Annotated in this window: 18 protein-coding genes; 8 read left to right on the top strand and 10 right to left on the bottom strand. The window is 70.2% G+C overall.

Annotation, left to right across the window (positions count from 1 at the left end):
* Together AB0M47_RS06550 and AB0M47_RS06545 are read left to right on the top strand one after the other, a co-directional pair.
* The coding region (locus AB0M47_RS06550; RefSeq protein ID WP_363409408.1) for a CoA transferase at positions 1-227 on the top strand (227 nt) is incomplete at its 5' end.
* A gap of 45 nt (positions 228-272) precedes the next feature.
* Entirely contained in the window at positions 273-977 is a 705-nt protein-coding gene (locus AB0M47_RS06545; protein WP_363409405.1) for a hypothetical protein, read from the top strand.
* Positions 978-1,054: 77 nt separating this feature from the next.
* On the opposite strand, the gene AB0M47_RS06540 is transcribed toward AB0M47_RS06545, so the two are convergent.
* From AB0M47_RS06540 to AB0M47_RS06530, 3 genes are all read right to left on the bottom strand, one after another.
* Positions 1,055-1,843, bottom strand: a complete 789-nt coding sequence (locus AB0M47_RS06540; protein ID WP_363409402.1) for a MaoC/PaaZ C-terminal domain-containing protein — start codon at positions 1,841-1,843, stop codon at positions 1,055-1,057.
* Positions 1,840-2,904, bottom strand: a complete 1,065-nt coding sequence (locus tag AB0M47_RS06535) for a hypothetical protein (protein WP_363409399.1) — start codon at positions 2,902-2,904, stop codon at positions 1,840-1,842. Before AB0M47_RS06535 ends, AB0M47_RS06540 begins: the two co-directional genes overlap by 4 nt.
* A gap of 82 nt (positions 2,905-2,986) precedes the next feature.
* Positions 2,987-3,652, bottom strand: a complete 666-nt coding sequence (locus AB0M47_RS06530; RefSeq protein WP_363409396.1) for a hypothetical protein — start codon at positions 3,650-3,652, stop codon at positions 2,987-2,989.
* A 107-nt stretch (positions 3,653-3,759) separates the two neighbouring features.
* Between AB0M47_RS06530 and AB0M47_RS06525 the strand changes: the two genes are divergently transcribed.
* A complete protein-coding gene (locus tag AB0M47_RS06525) occupies positions 3,760-4,434 on the top strand; it encodes a PhzF family phenazine biosynthesis protein (RefSeq protein ID WP_363409393.1) in 675 nt (224 codons plus the stop codon).
* A gap of 6 nt (positions 4,435-4,440) precedes the next feature.
* Here AB0M47_RS06525 and AB0M47_RS06520 read toward each other — a convergent pair whose 3' ends face one another.
* The 5 genes from AB0M47_RS06520 to AB0M47_RS06500 all read right to left on the bottom strand — a co-directional run bounded on the left by AB0M47_RS06520 (position 4,441) and on the right by AB0M47_RS06500 (position 9,095).
* On the bottom strand, positions 4,441-5,430 hold the full coding sequence (locus AB0M47_RS06520) for a winged helix-turn-helix domain-containing protein (protein WP_363409390.1): 990 nt from the start codon (positions 5,428-5,430) through the stop codon (positions 4,441-4,443).
* Between the two features lie 89 nt (positions 5,431-5,519).
* Positions 5,520-5,993: a PH domain-containing protein gene (locus AB0M47_RS06515; protein WP_363409433.1), complete on the bottom strand. Its 474-nt coding sequence runs from the start codon at positions 5,991-5,993 to the stop codon at positions 5,520-5,522.
* Between the two features lie 111 nt (positions 5,994-6,104).
* A complete protein-coding gene (locus AB0M47_RS06510; protein ID WP_363409387.1) occupies positions 6,105-6,746 on the bottom strand; it encodes a response regulator transcription factor in 642 nt (213 codons plus the stop codon).
* Positions 6,747-6,768: 22 nt separating this feature from the next.
* On the bottom strand, positions 6,769-8,013 hold the full coding sequence (locus AB0M47_RS06505) for a sensor domain-containing protein (protein ID WP_363409384.1): 1,245 nt from the start codon (positions 8,011-8,013) through the stop codon (positions 6,769-6,771).
* 95 nt (positions 8,014-8,108) lie between these two features.
* Complete coding sequence (locus AB0M47_RS06500) at positions 8,109-9,095, bottom strand: acetylxylan esterase (protein WP_363409381.1); 987 nt, start codon at positions 9,093-9,095, stop codon at positions 8,109-8,111.
* 111 nt (positions 9,096-9,206) lie between these two features.
* On the opposite strand from AB0M47_RS06500, the gene AB0M47_RS06495 reads away from it, so the two are divergent.
* The 5 genes from AB0M47_RS06495 (at position 9,207) to AB0M47_RS06475 (ending at position 14,363) form a co-directional block, all read left to right on the top strand.
* Positions 9,207-10,223, top strand: coding sequence for a metal ABC transporter substrate-binding protein (locus tag AB0M47_RS06495; RefSeq protein ID WP_363409378.1), 1,017 nt, complete (start codon positions 9,207-9,209; stop codon positions 10,221-10,223).
* The gene (locus AB0M47_RS06490) at positions 10,220-11,008 is read left to right on the top strand and encodes a metal ABC transporter ATP-binding protein (RefSeq protein ID WP_363409375.1); all 789 of its coding nucleotides are present in this window, start codon (positions 10,220-10,222) and stop codon (positions 11,006-11,008) included. Before AB0M47_RS06495 ends, AB0M47_RS06490 begins: the two co-directional genes overlap by 4 nt.
* Positions 11,008-11,856 carry a metal ABC transporter permease gene (locus AB0M47_RS06485; protein ID WP_363409372.1) on the top strand — a complete coding sequence of 283 codons (849 nt, stop codon included), beginning with the start codon at positions 11,008-11,010 and terminating at the stop codon, positions 11,854-11,856. Before AB0M47_RS06490 ends, AB0M47_RS06485 begins: the two co-directional genes overlap by 1 nt.
* 87 nt (positions 11,857-11,943) lie before the next feature.
* Positions 11,944-13,116, top strand: a complete 1,173-nt coding sequence (locus AB0M47_RS06480; protein WP_363409430.1) for an MFS transporter — start codon at positions 11,944-11,946, stop codon at positions 13,114-13,116.
* 221 nt (positions 13,117-13,337) lie between these two features.
* Complete coding sequence (locus tag AB0M47_RS06475) at positions 13,338-14,363, top strand: serine hydrolase domain-containing protein (RefSeq protein WP_363409369.1); 1,026 nt, start codon at positions 13,338-13,340, stop codon at positions 14,361-14,363.
* Here AB0M47_RS06475 and AB0M47_RS06470 read toward each other — a convergent pair.
* The gene (locus tag AB0M47_RS06470) at positions 14,347-15,069 is read right to left on the bottom strand and encodes a class F sortase (protein WP_363409366.1); all 723 of its coding nucleotides are present in this window, start codon (positions 15,067-15,069) and stop codon (positions 14,347-14,349) included. The two genes, AB0M47_RS06475 and AB0M47_RS06470, sit on opposite strands and share 17 nt — an antisense overlap.
* Positions 15,066-15,668: a hypothetical protein gene (locus AB0M47_RS06465; protein ID WP_363409363.1), complete on the bottom strand. Its 603-nt coding sequence runs from the start codon at positions 15,666-15,668 to the stop codon at positions 15,066-15,068. Before AB0M47_RS06465 ends, AB0M47_RS06470 begins: the two co-directional genes overlap by 4 nt.
* Positions 15,669-15,713: the final 45 nt, after the last annotated feature.

Below are 15,713 nucleotides of genomic sequence, written 5' to 3'. Positions count from 1 at the left end.
GGACCGAGATCTTCGCGGACGGCGACTCGTGCGTGGCGCCGGTGTTGTCCCTGCGCGAGGCCGCTGAGGACGCGCATCTGGCGGCCCGGCAGACCTATGTGGACTTCGCCGGGACGACGCAGCCCGCGCCCGCGCCCCGCTTCTCGCGGACCCCGGCCGAGCTGACCCGGCCGCCTGCGAGGCCCGGCGAGCACACCGCGGAGGTGCTGCGCGACTGGCTGGGCTGACCCCCGCCGGACAGAGATCCAATATCGGACTTATGCTAGCTTTTCGTGCTCTTCGTCCGAATGCGAGATCTCGTGCTCAAGCTGGCAACGTGGTTCACGGCGGTGGCGGCGCTGCTCCTGGCGACCGCACCGGCGTCCGCCGCGCCCGGACAGGCCGACGCGTACGCCGTGCCCGACCGGACCTACCACTACCTGCACGTCGGCGACGTCCTGACAGCGCAGCTGACCGTCCGCAACCGGGGACCGCACAGCGCGGACATCGTGGTCGGCCGGCCGCGGGCGGACGGGTTCACCTTCCTGAGTTGGACCGGCTGCCCGCACGTCGTCGAGGGCACCTGCCACCGTTCCCTGGCCGTCGGCTCGTCGATCCACGTCGGCGTACGCATGCGGCTGCGCAGCGACAGCCCTGCCTCGCCGCATCTGGGCTTCACGGTCGCCGACGCGGCCGACCCGAACACCGGCGACGACGGCGTGACCCTGGCGGTCTGCGTCTACGAGTCGCACCAGTGCAGCCGTACGCTGTCCGGCCCGGCGCCGTTCCCGGCGTCCTCCCCATCGCCGTCGCCCGCCGCCACGCGGCTCGCCGTCGCCGCTGCGACCGCACCCTCGTCTGTCCCACCGTCGTCAGCCGCAGCCCAGCTCGCCGAGACCGCCTCGCCGTTACGGGGCGCATGGCTCGCCACGCTCGCCCCCGCGCTCATCCTGCTGACCGCCGCCTTCGTCTCGACCCGCTTCCGCCGCCCCCACTGAGTGCCGCGGCTGGCGGAATCTTTCGCCCGCACTGTGTCGTAAGCCGCTCCGGACGACATCACCAGGGCGAAGGATGCCTAGGAGATCGGCTCTCCGAACTCGGCGAGGCCGTTGCGGATGACGACCGCCCCGGAGTCGGACACCGTCTCGAACTGGACGACGCCGGGCGCGACCGGCCAGAACGAGTGCGTGATCTCCTGGCCCGGCAACACCGGCCGGCTGAACCGCACAGCCAGGCGGCGCAGCGTACGCGGATCGCCGCCGCCGACCGCCGTGATCGCGGCCCACGAGGTGAACGCCATCGTGCACAGTCCGTGCGCGATGATGCCCGGCAGCCCGGCTCGCCGGGCGATCCCGTCGTCGAGGTGGATCGGCATCGGATCACCGGCGGCCTCGGCGTACCGGTAGGTCTGGTCGGGATCGATCCGGGCAGTGACCGTGGTCGCCGGACGGCCCCGGAGCGCTTCGTCGAAATCGTGTGCGGGGGCGGGATCACCCGATGCCACACCGGTCCAGCCTCGGATGAAGGCCGTGATGACCTGCTCGTTGACGAGGTCGTCGCCCGCCTGAGTCGCCGTACGCACGACGACGCTGGTCCCGGACGCCTTCGGCAGCACGCCGACGACGGCTGCCGACGACCGGAGGTCCATCCCCGGCGTGATCGGCCGATGGATGCGGATGTCCTGTTCCCCGTGCAGAATCAGGGCCAGCGCCTCGATCGGGGCCGCACCCATGACCGCCTCGACGACGACCTCCCACACCGGCACGATCGCGAACACGGGCGGGGCCAGCTCACCCGATAGATGCTCGGGGATCGGATCGTTCGTCGCCTTCGCGTACGCGATCGTCTGGTCGGGCGTGATCACGAGACACCGCCGGACGGGCGGCTGAGCAGGACGGCGTCTCGTTCCAACTCGGCGGGGTCGGCGTTCCAGAGCACGACGGAGTCGATCGTGCTGCGCCGGTAGACCTCGTGCGGCGAGGTAACCGGCGGCAGCTCACCCGGCCGCCGCCACACCCACGCGGCGTCGAGATCCGTCCGGTGTGGACTGTCGATCGGCAGCCCGGCCTGCAAGCGCAGGTGCGCCGCCTCCAGATTGATTCCGGCGTGCCGCATCGCCATCCGGGCCACGTCACCACCCGGCGCCCGGCCGGCGACCTCCACGACGACCGGTACGCCGTCCCGCACGATCAGTTCGGTGTGGACGACCATCTCCGCGTACCCCAGCGCTGCGACCACGTGTTCGTTCAGCTCGTGGAGACTGTCGTACCGCACGCTCATACTGCCTATCGGGAGGTCGAGCAGCGGACCCAGGTAACGGCCGACCTGCACCGGTTCTACGTGCCTTGTGCGTACAACTGAATTGACGTGATGGCCCACGCCCAGGACGAACTCCTCGGCCTCCCAGCCCGCCTCGCCCTCGTGAGCCGCGAGCCAATCGCGCAGCTCAGCCACGGTGTGCAGGACGCGGACGCCGCGGGAGTTGGCCTCCTGCCGCGGCTTGACCACCACGGGCAGCCCCACGCGGGACAGGACCTCCGCGTCGACCCGCGCCACCACGGGCTCGAAAGCCACGAACCGGGGCACGGTGATCCCGGCCGCGGCCAGCTCGCGCTTCATCGTGACCTTGTCCAGATAATTCAACGGGTACGCCGGAAGCCGCGCCGCCAGCCCGAGGCCATCCCGGAGCCCGGCGCAGTCGGCGAGCGCGTATTCGTCGTTCGTGACCACCTCGTCCGGCCGGACCTCGGCGAGCGCGGCCGCCCAGTCCCCGCGATCGGCCCGGATCACCTGGGGTGGCTCGCCGCCCGCGTCCTCCCGGACTGCCGGCTCACCCGCCGACACGACGACGCACTCCGCCTCGGGAAAGACCTCGCGTAGGTCGGTCGTCAACGGCTGCCGCGCATGCAGAACCGCGATCTTCATGACGCTCCCTCGACTACCGCAACATCATGGTCAGTTTCACGCTGTCACAGCGGCGCGGAATTGACCATGATCATGGAGGATCTCACAGGCCTCCGTAGTGGCGAGCCATTCGCACCGCGACCTCGGGGCGCTGGTTCCAGAGCCGCTTCCGCACACCCCGGTGCGCCCGTTCCACAGCGCGCCGCCTCCACCGGCGAGGCAAACCCTCGATCTCGGTCACAACTCCCCTGATCTCGATATCCACACCGTACGGGGTCGCCTTGACCGACCGGACAATCGACCACGGTGCATGGAACCCCCGATGCCGCAGCGTCACACCGGTTTGGTCGACGGTAGCCGAAACGGCGTCGTAAGCGCCCGGCCCGTTCCGAAGGAACATGATCAACCCGAAGACCGCGAACAGAACTGGGAACAGCCACGCGCCGACCGAACTGATCATCGGGAGGACACCGATCACGAGAAGATTGAGGGCGAATACAACGGTCGTCACGAGACGCCAATGAACGAAGCCAAGGTGCAACTCCACAGGGATGTCGCCGCGCTCCGGGCCGATCGGCAGCTTCGCCACTTCCCGCAGCTGGGTTCCGGTCAGTCGCAGCCGACGGTGCTGGCGGCGGAGCGTGGCGATCAAGGCGACGGCCATCCCCGCGAACGCGATGATCGCGAACGGCTCCGGATTGGAGACCCAGCCCCGCACGTCGCCGACGATGCCGAACCCCGCGAAAGCCACCAGCCAGACCAGACCCAAGACGACCGGCAGGTAATCACGGTACTTCTGCCGGCGGGTGCGTCCGAGGGCTGCGACCGGATCTGGTTCGGACATGGCCCACAGGATACGAGGACTAGGCTCGGCTGGTGACTGACCTGCATGTGCTGCGCGTCTTCTGCGCGCCCGGCGACACCGGCGGCAACCGGCTCGGCGTCATCCTCGACGGCGAGCAGATCCCCGGGGAGCCCGATCGCCAGGAGGTGGCGCGGGAGCTGGGCTTCAGCGAGACCGTCTTCGTCGACGACCTCTCCGACGCCGTCCTCGACATCTACACGCCGAGCACCCGGCTGCCGTTCGCGGGGCATCCGCTGGTCGGCACGGCCTGGTTGCTGCGCCGCGAAGTGCATGCGCTGGAGTTGTTGCGCCCGGCCGCCGGCGAGGTGCCGACACGGCAGGAGGGCGAGCTGAGCTGGATCTCCAGCCCGCCGAGCTGGGCCACGGGGCGGCGTACGCAGCAGTTCGGGTCGGCCGAGGAGGTCGACGCGCTGCCCACCCCACCGCTGGGCGAGGGCTGGCTGTACGCCTGGGCCTGGGCGGACGAGGCCGTCGGCGAGGTCCGGGCGCGCGGCTTCCCTCGGCGCAACGACGGCATCGTGGAGGACGAGGCGACCGGCGCGGCCGCCATCACGCTGACCGGCGAGCTGAAGCGGGATCTGACCATCCGCCAGGGCATCGGTTCCCAGATCCTGACCCGCTACCTCGATCCCGAGACGGTCGAGCTGGGCGGCCGCGTCGTCCTGGACGAGGTACGCCGCCTCTGACCGGCGTCAACCCCGCTGGCCGCGCAGCAGGGCGCGGCCGAGCGTCGTGACCTGGTGCACCATGCGATTGCCGTCGCGGCGGCTCGTCAGCAGTCCCGCCTCGCGCAGCACGGCCGCCTGCTCGCTCGCCGACGCCACCGAGATGCCGGCCCGGCGAGCGAGATCGGTCGTGCTGCGTCCGTCGTCGGCCGTCGCGCTCAGCAGCACCGAACGGGTCTGGCCGATCAGCGCGGCCAGACCGGACCGGCGATCGGCAGCGGTGTCCGGCAACAGGTCGAAGCGCCGTTCGACCGGATACACGAGTACCGGGTCGGCGCTCTCCTCGAACATCGTCATCGGATGGCGGATACCGAAGTACGCCGGGACCAGCAGCAGGCCGCGGCCCTGCAGTGAGATCTCCTGATCGGGATGGCTGGGTACGCGCAGCTCCCCGTCGGAGTACTCGATCATCGGGCGCAGCCCGTCGAGCATCGCCGCCACCCCGCCGCCGGCCATCGTCCGGATGCGGATCGACCGGTCGTGCTCGACGGCCGCCTCGACGACGCGCCGATGCGGTGCAATGGCCAGTTGATGGAAGGTCCGGATCGTGTCGGTCAGCGAGCACAGGGCGGCCGATGAGCCTGCGGCGAGGTCGCGTACGCCGGGCTCCGCGTGCTGGGGAACCGACATCCGGCGCAGATCCCGCCGCAGGATGCCGACCGGCGTCGACCGCATCCGTTCGAGTCCGTCCTCCAGCTTGTGACCGGGCACGATCGGGTTCAGGAAGTCGGGGAAGAACCCCATGGTCGGCGTCAGCGCCGAGAGCAGACTCATCGCCGGGCTGAGGCCCGCGTTCCGCAGGGCACTGGCGGTCGCCCGCCGCCATCCCGTGAACAGCAGATCGCCTGGCTGACCTCGGAGCATGTGGATGCTCAGGATCAACTCCCACAGCGGATCAGCCGTCGGCGCGAGGCGTACGCGTGCCACGTCGGCGCTGGTGAAATAGATGCGCAGCATGAACGAGACTCCCCGTGTCGGTCACCCTCCGATGTTCGACGCTGGCCGATCCCGCCAGGTTGCGGAAGTGAACTGTCGGTTCGACGCCTTCAGTCGTTCAGTGGATGCCGGGCTGATGCCGAGCCGATGCCGAGGTCACCGTCGATCATGCCGACGAGCCACGCGGCCTCGTCGGCGGTGCCGATGGCGGCCGCGTCCCCGGGCTGGGCCGCGTAATGGCCGATCGCTGCGCGCAGGAAGTCGGGATTGACGAACAGCCAGCCGAGCGGGATGTCGACGGTCTCCTGCGCCAGCCCGAACACCGCCGACCCGGTGAGCACCAGGCGCACCGTCGCCGGCCGGTCGATCCGGCGCAGGTACGCGATCTCGTCCCAGCGCACGGTGTGCTGCCGGACGAGGTGCTGAATCGTGATCCCGGTCGGATCCAGCACCAGTCGCGGCCGGCAGAGGAAGAACAAAGAGACGGTGACCAGCAGCACCGACACGCCCATCACCGCCGCGAACGTCCAGTCGAAGGCGTCGCGGACGATTTCCGCCTCGTCACCGGACGGGGTGATCGGCACCAACTCGCCGAGCAGATCGGCGCCGAAGATCGCGAACCCGGCCGCGCCTGGGCTCGCCGGGACGACGAAACAGCACCAACGGAACAGCGGTCCATCGAAGGGCGCTGGAGGTCACGCCCTAAGGTACGCCAGCACGGCAAGGACTCGCCGATGCTGATCACTGTCCTGCGGGAGTTGGAGCTTGAGGAAGATGTTGGAGACGTGCTTCTCCACCGCACCTTCGGTGACCACCAGGCGCTTGGCGATCGCCGTGTTCGACGAGCCCTCCGCCATCAGGCCCAGCACCTCGCGTTCGCGCGGGGTCAGCTCGCCGAGCGGATCGGCCCGGCGGCGCATCATGAGCTGGGCGACGACCTGCGGATCCAGGACGGTGCCGCCGGACGCCACCCGGTCGAGCGCGTCGAGGAAGCCGTCCACGTCGACGACCGCGTCCTTGAGCAGATAACCGACCGCTCCGCTCGCGTCGGCCAGCAGATCGTCGGCGTACGCGAGCTCCACGTATTGCGACAGGACGAGGATCGGCGTCTTCGGCGCCTTGCGGCGTACCTCGACGGCGGCGCGCAGGCCCTCGTCGGTGTGTGACGGGGGCATCCGGACGTCGACCACGCTGATGTCCGGTTTCAGCGACAACGCCGCCTCGACGTAGGACGGGCCGTCGGCGACTGCCGCGACGACCTCGTGACCGGCCTCGGCCAAAAGCCGGACGAGGCCCTCTCGGAGGAGGACCCCGTCCTCGGCGACGATGACACGCACGCCGTAGAGCGTAGCGAATCGGTCAGACCGGCACCTCGGCGATCACCACCGTGGGCCCGCCGGCCGGCGAGTCGACCGCGAATTCGCCGTCTACTGTGGTGAGACGATCGGCCAGCCCGGCCAGCCCGTGGCCCTTCGCCGGATGGGCGCCGCCCTGGCCGTTGTCGGAGATCATCACGTAGACGCGGCCGTCCCGCCGGGTCAGCGTGAGCCGGGCCGCCGTCGCCGTGCTGTGCTTGGCCACGTTCGCCAGCGCCTCGGCGGCGGTGAAGTACAGCACATTCTCGATCTGGGCGGGCAGCCGTTCGGTGACCTCCAGCGTCACGTCGACCGGCACTGTCGAGCGGCTGGCCAGGGTGGTCAGCGCGGCCGGCAGGCCGCGGTCGGCGAGGATGGGCGGGGCGATGCCCCGCGACAGCGCCCGCAGCTCGTCGAGCGTCTCCTTGGCCTGGCCGAGCGCGTCGTCGATGGTGAGCGCGGCGGCCTCGGGGTCGCTGTCGAGCTGCCGTCGGGCCCGGCTCAGCTCCATCGCGAGCCGGATGAGCCGCTGCTGCGGCCCGTCGTGGATGTCGCGCTCCAGCTTGCGCAGCGCGGTCGCCTCGGCCGACACGGCGGCCGCCCGGCTGGCGGTCAGGTCCTCGATCCGGCCCTGGATCTCGGCCAGCCGGGTCAGCAGCAGCTGGGCGAACGAGGCGTGCGCGACGGCCGCGAAGCGCTGCACGAAGTAGACCGTGAGCAGGCAGAAGATGCCGAGGTAGGTGTAGTAGAGAACCTCGTTGTGCCGGGTGTACTCGCCGAACAGGACCTCGACCACCGGGTTGGTGTAGTCGTCGGTGTACGGCAGGTACCGCTCCCAGTACCAGTAGGTCAGGCCGCCCAGGGCCGCCGCCCACCAGGCGACCGTCAGCACGAAGGAGAAGATGGCGACCGGCAGGTTCAGGAAGCCGTGCAGCAGGTCCAGCCACGACTGTCCCGAGCGCATCGGGTTGGTGATCCGGCGGAACCAGCCGGCGTTCTCGGGGGCCTTCCGGTACACCGGTCGCGGCGTCTTGTGCCCCGACCACACCTGTAGGCGTACCCGTTGGAGATCGGCGAAGCCGCGCGCGAGCAGCAACGCGAACGCGAGAATCGCGAACCCGAGGACGATCACCAGCGTGCCGATCCCCAGCCAGAAGAACGGGATCACCAGGACGAAGGTGATGACGGCCACCGGCAGCGACAGCAGGTTGTACGCGGCGTCGGAGCCGAGACGGCGGAAGATCCTCATGGCCACAACGCTAAGGCCTGTACTAGTACGCGAGACATCCCGCCGCCCGGCGTCCTCATGGTGGGGTTATCCCTACCGACTGCACTTCTGGCGGCTCACCCGAGAGATTCCCCGGCGGCAGTCATGCCCGCGGCGAAGCGCTGCATCTCGACCCGCTGCTGGGTCTGGCCGCCCTCGTGACCGTTGTACGGCCAGACGACGATCTCCTTCTCCGCCGCGTAGTGGTTGTACGCCGCGTAGACCGTCGACGGCGGGCAGATCGCGTCCATCAGCGCGACCGAGAACAGCGCCGGCGCGGTGGCCCGCGTCGCGAAGTTGACCCCGTCGAAGTAGCTGAGCGTGGTGAAGACCTGGTCGACGTCGTGCCGGTGGGCCTTCAGGTACGTGACGATCTCCGAGTAGGGCGCGCCGTCGGTGATCTCCGTCGCGTGGCGGTAGTGGCATAGGAACGGGACGTTCGGCATCGCGGCCACCAGTCCGTCGACGAGCCCGGCGACCGCGATCGTGATGCCGCCGCCCTGGCTGTCGCCGGTGACGACGACCCGGTCGGCGTCGACCCGCGGATGCGCCCGTACGGTGTCGACCGCGCGGACGGCGTCGGAGAACACCCGGCGGTAGTAGTACGTCTCCGGGTCGCCGATGCCCCGCGTCATGAACCCGGGAGCCTGCGGAGCGCCCGAGGCGTCGGGGTCGGCGGTGTCGCCCGGGTACGCCGGGTTGTAGCCCTGGCCGCGGGTGTCCATGAGCAGGTGGGCGTATCCGGCGGCGCTCCAGTGCAGCCAGTCGTGCGGCAGCCCGCGCCCGCCGCTGTAGCCGAGGTAGTTCACGACGCAGGGCAGCGGGCCCTCGATGTGCTTGGGCAGCAGGAACCAGGCCTTCACCGGCTGGCCGGCGTACCCGCTGAAGGTCACGTCGAACACGTCGACGGTCGCCAGTCCGGCGTCGTAGGGGGTGAAGACCGCGTCGGCGGCGGCCTCACGGGACATCGTCAAAGTCTTCGCCCAGAAGGCGTCGAAGTCGGCGGGTTCGACGCGGTCGGGGCGGTATTCACGGAGGCGATCGAGAGGCCAGTCGACGAACACGGGCCGCTCCTTTCGGGGAGAGGGGATCTTGAGACACCCTAAACCCCACGTTCAGCTGGAGTTATTGCAACTAACTTGCAATAGCGTCCGACCCGGTTTTAGGCTGCCGTCATGGTCATCTCTCGGCTCCGCCGTGTCCTCACCATTCCGACACTTGTGCTACTCGCAACCGGTACCACGCTAGCCGCCTGCGGCGAGTCCGGCGACACCGGCAGCGGATCGGGTTTGCGCATCGTGACCACCGTCGCCCCCATCACCTCGATCGCCGCCGCCGTGGCGGGCGACAAGGCGCGGATCGACGGGCTGGTCCCCGAGGGCACCAACTCGCACACCTTCGAGCCGCCGCCGAGCGCGGCGAAGGTGCTGAGCAAGGCCGACATCGTCTTCGTCAACGGCCTCAAGCTGGAGGAGCCGACCAAGGAGCTGGCCGAGACCAACCTCAAGAAGGGCGCCAAGATCGTCGAGATCGGCACGACGGTGCTGCCCGAGAGCGACTACATCTACGACTTCTCCTTCCCGAAGGAGGACGGCAAGCCGAACCCGCACCTGTGGACCGACCCCACGTACGCGATCAAGTACGCCGCCGTCATCCGCGACACCCTGGTGCAGGCCGACTCCGCCAACGCCGAGGCGTACAAGGCGAACTACACCGCGTTCGAGACCAAGGCGAAGGAGCTGGACGCCGCCCTCCGGGCCGACCAGGACACGATTCCGGGCGGCCACCGGGAACTGCTGACCTATCACGACGCGTACGCATACTTCGCGAAGACGTACGGTTGGAAGGTGATCGGCGCGATCCAGCCGCAGAACTTCGAGGATCCCACCCCGAAGGAGGTGGCCGCGCTGATCGACCAGATCAAGGCGGAGAAGGTCCCCGTCATCTTCGGCTCCGAGGTGTTCCCGTCCGATGTGCTGGCCGAGATCGGCCGCTCGACCGGCGCCCGCTACGAGGACACGCTGCGCGACGACGACCTGCCGGGCAAGCCGGGCGAGACCGACCACTCGTGGCTGGGCCTGATGCGCTACGACTACGTCACGATGATCAAGGGGCTGGGCGGCAACCCGGCCAAGCTCCAGGCGCTCGACATCGCGATCGCCACGCCGGACAAGGCGGACTACCCGCAATGACCGGCGTCGACGCGGCCGAGCGCGGCGAGGAACTGGTCCGCCTCGCCGGAGTGCACTTCGGCTACGACCACCACGCCGTGCTCCGCGGCGTCGACCTGAGCGTGTGCGAGCGGGACTTCATCGGCGTCGTCGGGCCGTCCGGCTCGGGCAAGACCACGCTCCTGCGGCTCCTGCTCGGCACCAACAAGCCGCAGCACGGGTCCATCACCCGCAAGCCCGGGGTGGCCGTCGGCTACGTGCCGCAGCTCGAGACGGTGAACTGGAACTTCCCCGTCACCGTGGCCGAGTGCGTACTGATGGCTCGCAAGCAGCGCGGTCTGCCGTGGCCGAGCCGGACGGACAAGGCCGACATCGCGGCGGTCCTCGACCGGCTCGGCATCGGGCACCTGGCGAACCGGCACATCCGGGAGCTGTCCGGCGGCCAGCAGCAGCGCATGTTCATCGCCCGCGCGCTGCTACGCCGCCCGCGCCTGCTGCTCATGGACGAACCGACGTCCGGTGTGGACGTGGCGAGCCGCCACGACATGCTGCACCTGCTGACGGATCTGCACGCCGAGGGCGTCGCCATCCTGATCACCACCCACGACCTCAACGGCGTGGCGTCCCACCTGCCCCGGCTCGTGGCCGTCCACGGCCGCATCGTCGCCGAGGGCACGCCGCGCGAGGTCATCACGCCGCCGGTGCTCGAGGAGACCTTCGGCGCGCCGATGCAGGTCCTGGAACATCTCGGCATGCCCGTCGTCCTCGACCTCGAAGGCAACCTGACCCCCTCCGGGAGCTCCTGATGGACGTGCTGCTCGATCCGTTCACCTACCCGTTCTTCGTCAAGGGCCTGATCGTCGCCACCATGGCCGGCGGGCTCTGCGGGCTCATCGGCGTCTTCATCACGCTGCGCGGGATGAGTTACATCGGGCACGGGCTGTCGCACGCCATCTTCGGCGGCTTCGCGGCCAGCTCGATCATCGCCGTGAACTACTACCTCGGCGCGGGCCTGTGGGGCCTGGCATCGGCGCTGGCGATCAACTCGGTCACCAAGCGGCGGCGCATCGGCGCGGACGCGGCGATCGGCGTCATCACGACAGCCTCGTTCGCGCTCGGTGTGGCGTTGCTGAAGTTCTACGGCGCCAAGGGGCCGAGCTTCGACGCCGCGCTGTTCGGCAGCGTACTGGGGATCACCTACACCGACATGTGGATCCTCGCCGGGGTCTTCCTGTTCGCCGGGCTCGTCGTCTTCCTCAACTACCGGTCGCTGCTGTTCGCGACGTTCGACCCGGACGTGGCCGACGTGAGCGGCGTACGCGTGGCGCGGGTGGACGCGCTGCTGATGCTGGTGCTGTCGCTGTCGATCCTGGCCACGCTGACCGTCATCGGTGTGACGCTCGTCGCCGCGACGCTCGTCGTGCCCGCGGTCGTCGCCCGGATGCTGACCAACCGGTTCTCCCGCATGCTCGTGCTCTCCACGATCATCGGCGCGACCTGCGGCTTCGTCGGCATGTACCTGAGCTACCACCTCGACGTCCCGTCCGGCACGACGATCGTGCTGACCGGCGCGGCGGTGTTCGGCGCGGTCATGCTGATCACCGGCGGGCGGCGGCTCCAGCGGGCCGGGCAGCTCGACACGCACACGGCCTGAGGGCATCATGAGGATATGAGGGCCATCGACACCGCCCACCCCAGTTGACCTAGGGTCTACTACGCCCTCCGCGCCTGCGACGAGGGCATCCTCTTCTATCCGCTCTACGCGCTGCTGTTCGCCCAGTCCGGGCTCACGGCCGCGCAGATCTCCTCGCTCTTCGCGATCTGGTGCGTCGTCTCGTTCGCGTTCGAGGTCCCGTCCGGTGCGTGGGCCGACACCTTCTCGCGTCGCCGCCTGCTCGCCTTCGGCGCACTGGTACGCGCAACGGGCTTCCTGATCTGGGGAGTCCTCCCCACCTACCCGGGGTTCGCCGTCGGATTCGCCTGCTGGGCGTTCTGTGGCGCGGTGAACTCCGGTGCGAAGGAAGCGCTGCTGTACGACGCGCTGTCCGACACCGGGACGGAGCACCGGTACACCGCGATCGTCGCCCGGGCCGAGACGGTGGCGATGCTGTCGATGCTCGCCGCGACGGCGCTGGCGACCCCGGTGCTCGCCATCGGCGGCTTCGGCCTGATCACCACCGGCAGCGTCCTCGCCTGCCTCGGCAGCGCCTGGGCCGCGCTGCGGCTGCCGGATCGTCCCGTATCGACGGCGTCGTCCGAGGCGTACTGGGCCGCGCTGCGCGCCGGTCTCCACGAGGTACGCCGAGACCGCGCCATCCGGCGAGCGGTCGTCGTCGCGGCGGCAGTCCCCACGTTGACCTCGCTGGACGAGTACGTCAGCCTCCTCGTGCACGACCTCGGGGTGGCTGTCGTCGGCGTACCGCTGGCAGTCGCCGTGATGGTGGCGGGCATGGCGGCCGGCAGCATGCTGGCCGAGCGCCACTCTGCCGCCCGGCCCCGGCGGATCGGGCTCGCCGTCGCGGGCGCGGGGCTGGCGCTCGGGATCGGCGCTGTCAGCGGCAGCGTCTGGGGACTCGTGCCGATCGCGGCCGGATACGGCCTGCTCCAGCTCGCCTCGGTGCTCACCGAAGCACGGCTGCAGGAACGGATGAGCGGCGACGCCCGAGCCACCGTTCTGTCGGTGTCCGGGCTCGGCGTCGACATCGGGGCGCTCGCGGTGTACGCCTCCTTCGGCATCGGCTCGCACTGGTTCGGCACCGCCCAGCTGACGGCGACGTTCACCGTGCCCATCCTGGTCGTCGCGGTTCTCGCGGCCCGCTGGCTGCCCGCCCATCGGGCGTACGCCCACAGCACCTCCGGCCCACCGGTACCGCCTCCGCCCGTACCGGACCGGCCGTCGGCACCGCCGCCTTAGGCGGACCGCCCCACGACACCGCCGCCATCCACCGGGCGTCTGTGATCTCCGGATTCCCACGTACGTATCCGGATCAAGATCAGGTGGGTGGGAGTCCGGAAATCAGTCCGCGCACCCCGTCCCACCGGGCGGGCGCGACCGGGCGCAGGTGCGGGCGCACTCGGGACGGGCGAGGCCGGACGCGCGGAAAGCCGGTGGCGTGCCCCGGCAGAATGGGGCGCATGGGTGTGGCGAGAGGCTTCGAGCCGGTCGAGGCGGCGTACCGGGATCTGCTGAGCAGTGGGGCCGAGTCCGGCTCAGGCCTCGCCGTGATCTACGACGGCCGCGTGGTCGTCGACCTCGTCGGCGGCGTGGTCACTCGGGACACTCTGGTGAACACGTACTCCGTGAGCAAGCCGTTCGCCGCGTACTGCCTGCTCCTGCTCGTCGACCGAGGGCGGGCCGACCTCGACGACCCGGTACGCGAGCACTGGCCGGAGTTCCGCGGCGAGGCGACTCTTCGCCACGTCCTCGCGCACACCGCCGGGTTGCCGGTGTTCCCGGTGTCACGGACGGCCGAGGCGCTGAGGGACTGGGATCTGCTGTGCGGTGACCTGGCCGCCGCTACTCCGATGTGGACACCGGGTGAGGTGGCCGCCGAGCACGCGCTGACCTACGGCCACCTCCTCGGCGAGCTGGTACGCCGCATCGACGGGCGTACGCTCGGCGCGTTCCTGCGGCAGGAGGTCGCCGGACCCTGGGAGCTGGATCTGGGGTTCGGGCTTTCCCCCGCCGACGAGGCCCGGTGCGCCGATCTCGCGTACGGCGATCCGGACTGGCCCGTGACGATCCTCGGCGAGCCCGGTTCCCTGAAGGCGCAGGCGCTCGGCAACCCGGCGGGCTGCCTCGATCTGGCCGTGCTGAACGGAGAACTCTGGCGGAGCACCGAGGTTCCGGCGGTCAACCTCCACGCGACGGCGCTCGGCGTGGCCCGGTTCTACGCCGAGCTGATGCGCAGCACGAAGGAGGTCGTCGCCGAGGCCGTCCGGGTGCAACACGACGGTGTCGACCGGGTGCTGGACCGGCCCGTGCTGTGGGGGCTGGGCGTACAGGTGGAGGACGACGGCAGCTGGGGCATGGGCGGCATCGGCGGGAACTGCGGGTTCGCCGACCCCGTGCGCGGGTACGCCTTCGGCTACGTGACGAGGCACCTGGCCGGGTTCGAACGGGTCGACCGCCTGGTCGACGTCCTCAACGACTGCCTGTGAGCCGACTACCGGTGAAACGACTCCCCGTGAGACCGCTCCCGGTGGGATCGCGCTCGGTGAGACCGCTCCCCGTGAGCCGGCTGCCCGTGGGACCAGTACCGGTAAGGGTCGCGTACACGATCACGTTGTCCAAATAGGACCGAGTCGCGCCGTCGAACCGGCCGCCGCACGTGATCAGCCGTAGCAACGCCGTCGACGCCACCCGATGCACCTCCGGGGCCGGGAACTCGTCCTTGGCGACGAGGCGTACGCCGTCCACCGTGAACACGGCAGTCGTCCCGTCTCCCCGATCCACGAAGACGTCGTCCCCTTTGCGCAGTTCGCCGAGCCGGAAGAAGACGGCCGGCCCGGACGCGCGGGAGTCGACGTGGCCGACGAGCACCGCGCTACCTGCCTCCCCGGGGCTCGGCCCGTAGCGGTACCAGCCCGCGAGGTCGGGCGTGTGCAGCGGCGGCACTTCGATCGAGCCGTTGGCCGCGACACCCGTCTCGACGATCCGCGCGTCCACCCCGATCACCGGTACGCGCACCGCCACCGGCGAGGACCGGCTCAGCAACCGGCCCGACCCGTCGACGGTGTATCCGCCCGGAATCTGCGCCGGGCTCGGCAGCGGCGGCCGGGCGGGCATGACGACGAAGGCGGCGGCCAGCGTGCCGACGCCGGTGAGCGCGAACAGCCAGGCGAGCAGCGGGAGGAGCCGTCTCATCGACGGGCCAGCCGCCACACGGCCACCGACGCCGCGAGCAGGAGGATGCCGACGACCAGCAGGGTGTCGGACGGGCCGCCCATCGTCGAACCGCCGCCGCCCATCGGGCCGAGGACGGTGGCGACGACCACGGAGGCCGTGAAGCCGGTGCCGTCGCCGCACGTGCCGCCGAGCGCGTACGTGCCGGGCTGGGTCTCGGCCGGAATGGTCAGCGTCACCGACCACTCCCTCGGATTCTTCGCTGAGGCGAGCATCGGCATGTTGGACGCCCCGTCGAGGGTCGTCGCCGAGATCGACGCGCTGGTGGCGGCGGCTGGGCAGGTCGCGACCACGTCGACCTGCGCGCCCGGCCGCACCGGATTCGGATCGACCTGCGCCTCCGCCGCCGACCCCGCCGACCCCGCCAAAGCCGTCGAGCCCACGGACCCCGCCGAGCCCGCGCGCGCCGACAAAGACGACGCCGACGCCGCGGTCCCAGCCGACGAAGCCGACAACGACCCCGCTGAACGGGCAGGAGAAGCGGCCGCGGGAAACGCGTACGCGAGGAACAGACCGAACAAGGCGGCCGCGACGAGCCGGAAAGGCAGCCCAGCGCTCATAGCGGTCCCCTTCGCCATGGACACGTCGGCCCCGAACGAGCTGGC

Origin of the sequence: Hamadaea sp. NPDC051192 (genome assembly GCF_040682475.1) — a bacterium.
In the GTDB taxonomy this organism is placed as follows: Bacteria; Actinomycetota; Actinomycetes; order Mycobacteriales; family Micromonosporaceae; genus Hamadaea; species Hamadaea flava.
Note: the sequence above shows the minus strand (reverse complement) of the source record. Positions and strands in the feature narration are given on the sequence as shown.

Coding starts and splice junctions, on each gene's coding strand:
- AB0M47_RS06535 (WP_363409399.1), bottom strand. CDS start 2,904: ATGAAGATCGCGGTTCTGCATGCGCGGCAGCCGTTGACGACCGACCTA.
- AB0M47_RS06520 (WP_363409390.1), bottom strand. CDS start 5,430: ATGCTGCGCATCTATTTCACCAGCGCCGACGTGGCACGCGTACGCCTC.
- AB0M47_RS06505 (WP_363409384.1), bottom strand. CDS start 8,013: ATGAGGATCTTCCGCCGTCTCGGCTCCGACGCCGCGTACAACCTGCTG.
- AB0M47_RS06495 (WP_363409378.1), top strand. CDS start 9,207: ATGGTCATCTCTCGGCTCCGCCGTGTCCTCACCATTCCGACACTTGTG.
- AB0M47_RS06490 (WP_363409375.1), top strand. CDS start 10,220: ATGACCGGCGTCGACGCGGCCGAGCGCGGCGAGGAACTGGTCCGCCTC.
- AB0M47_RS06485 (WP_363409372.1), top strand. CDS start 11,008: ATGGACGTGCTGCTCGATCCGTTCACCTACCCGTTCTTCGTCAAGGGC.
- AB0M47_RS06475 (WP_363409369.1), top strand. CDS start 13,338: ATGGGTGTGGCGAGAGGCTTCGAGCCGGTCGAGGCGGCGTACCGGGAT.
- AB0M47_RS06470 (WP_363409366.1), bottom strand. CDS start 15,069: ATGAGACGGCTCCTCCCGCTGCTCGCCTGGCTGTTCGCGCTCACCGGC.
- AB0M47_RS06465 (WP_363409363.1), bottom strand. CDS start 15,668: ATGAGCGCTGGGCTGCCTTTCCGGCTCGTCGCGGCCGCCTTGTTCGGT.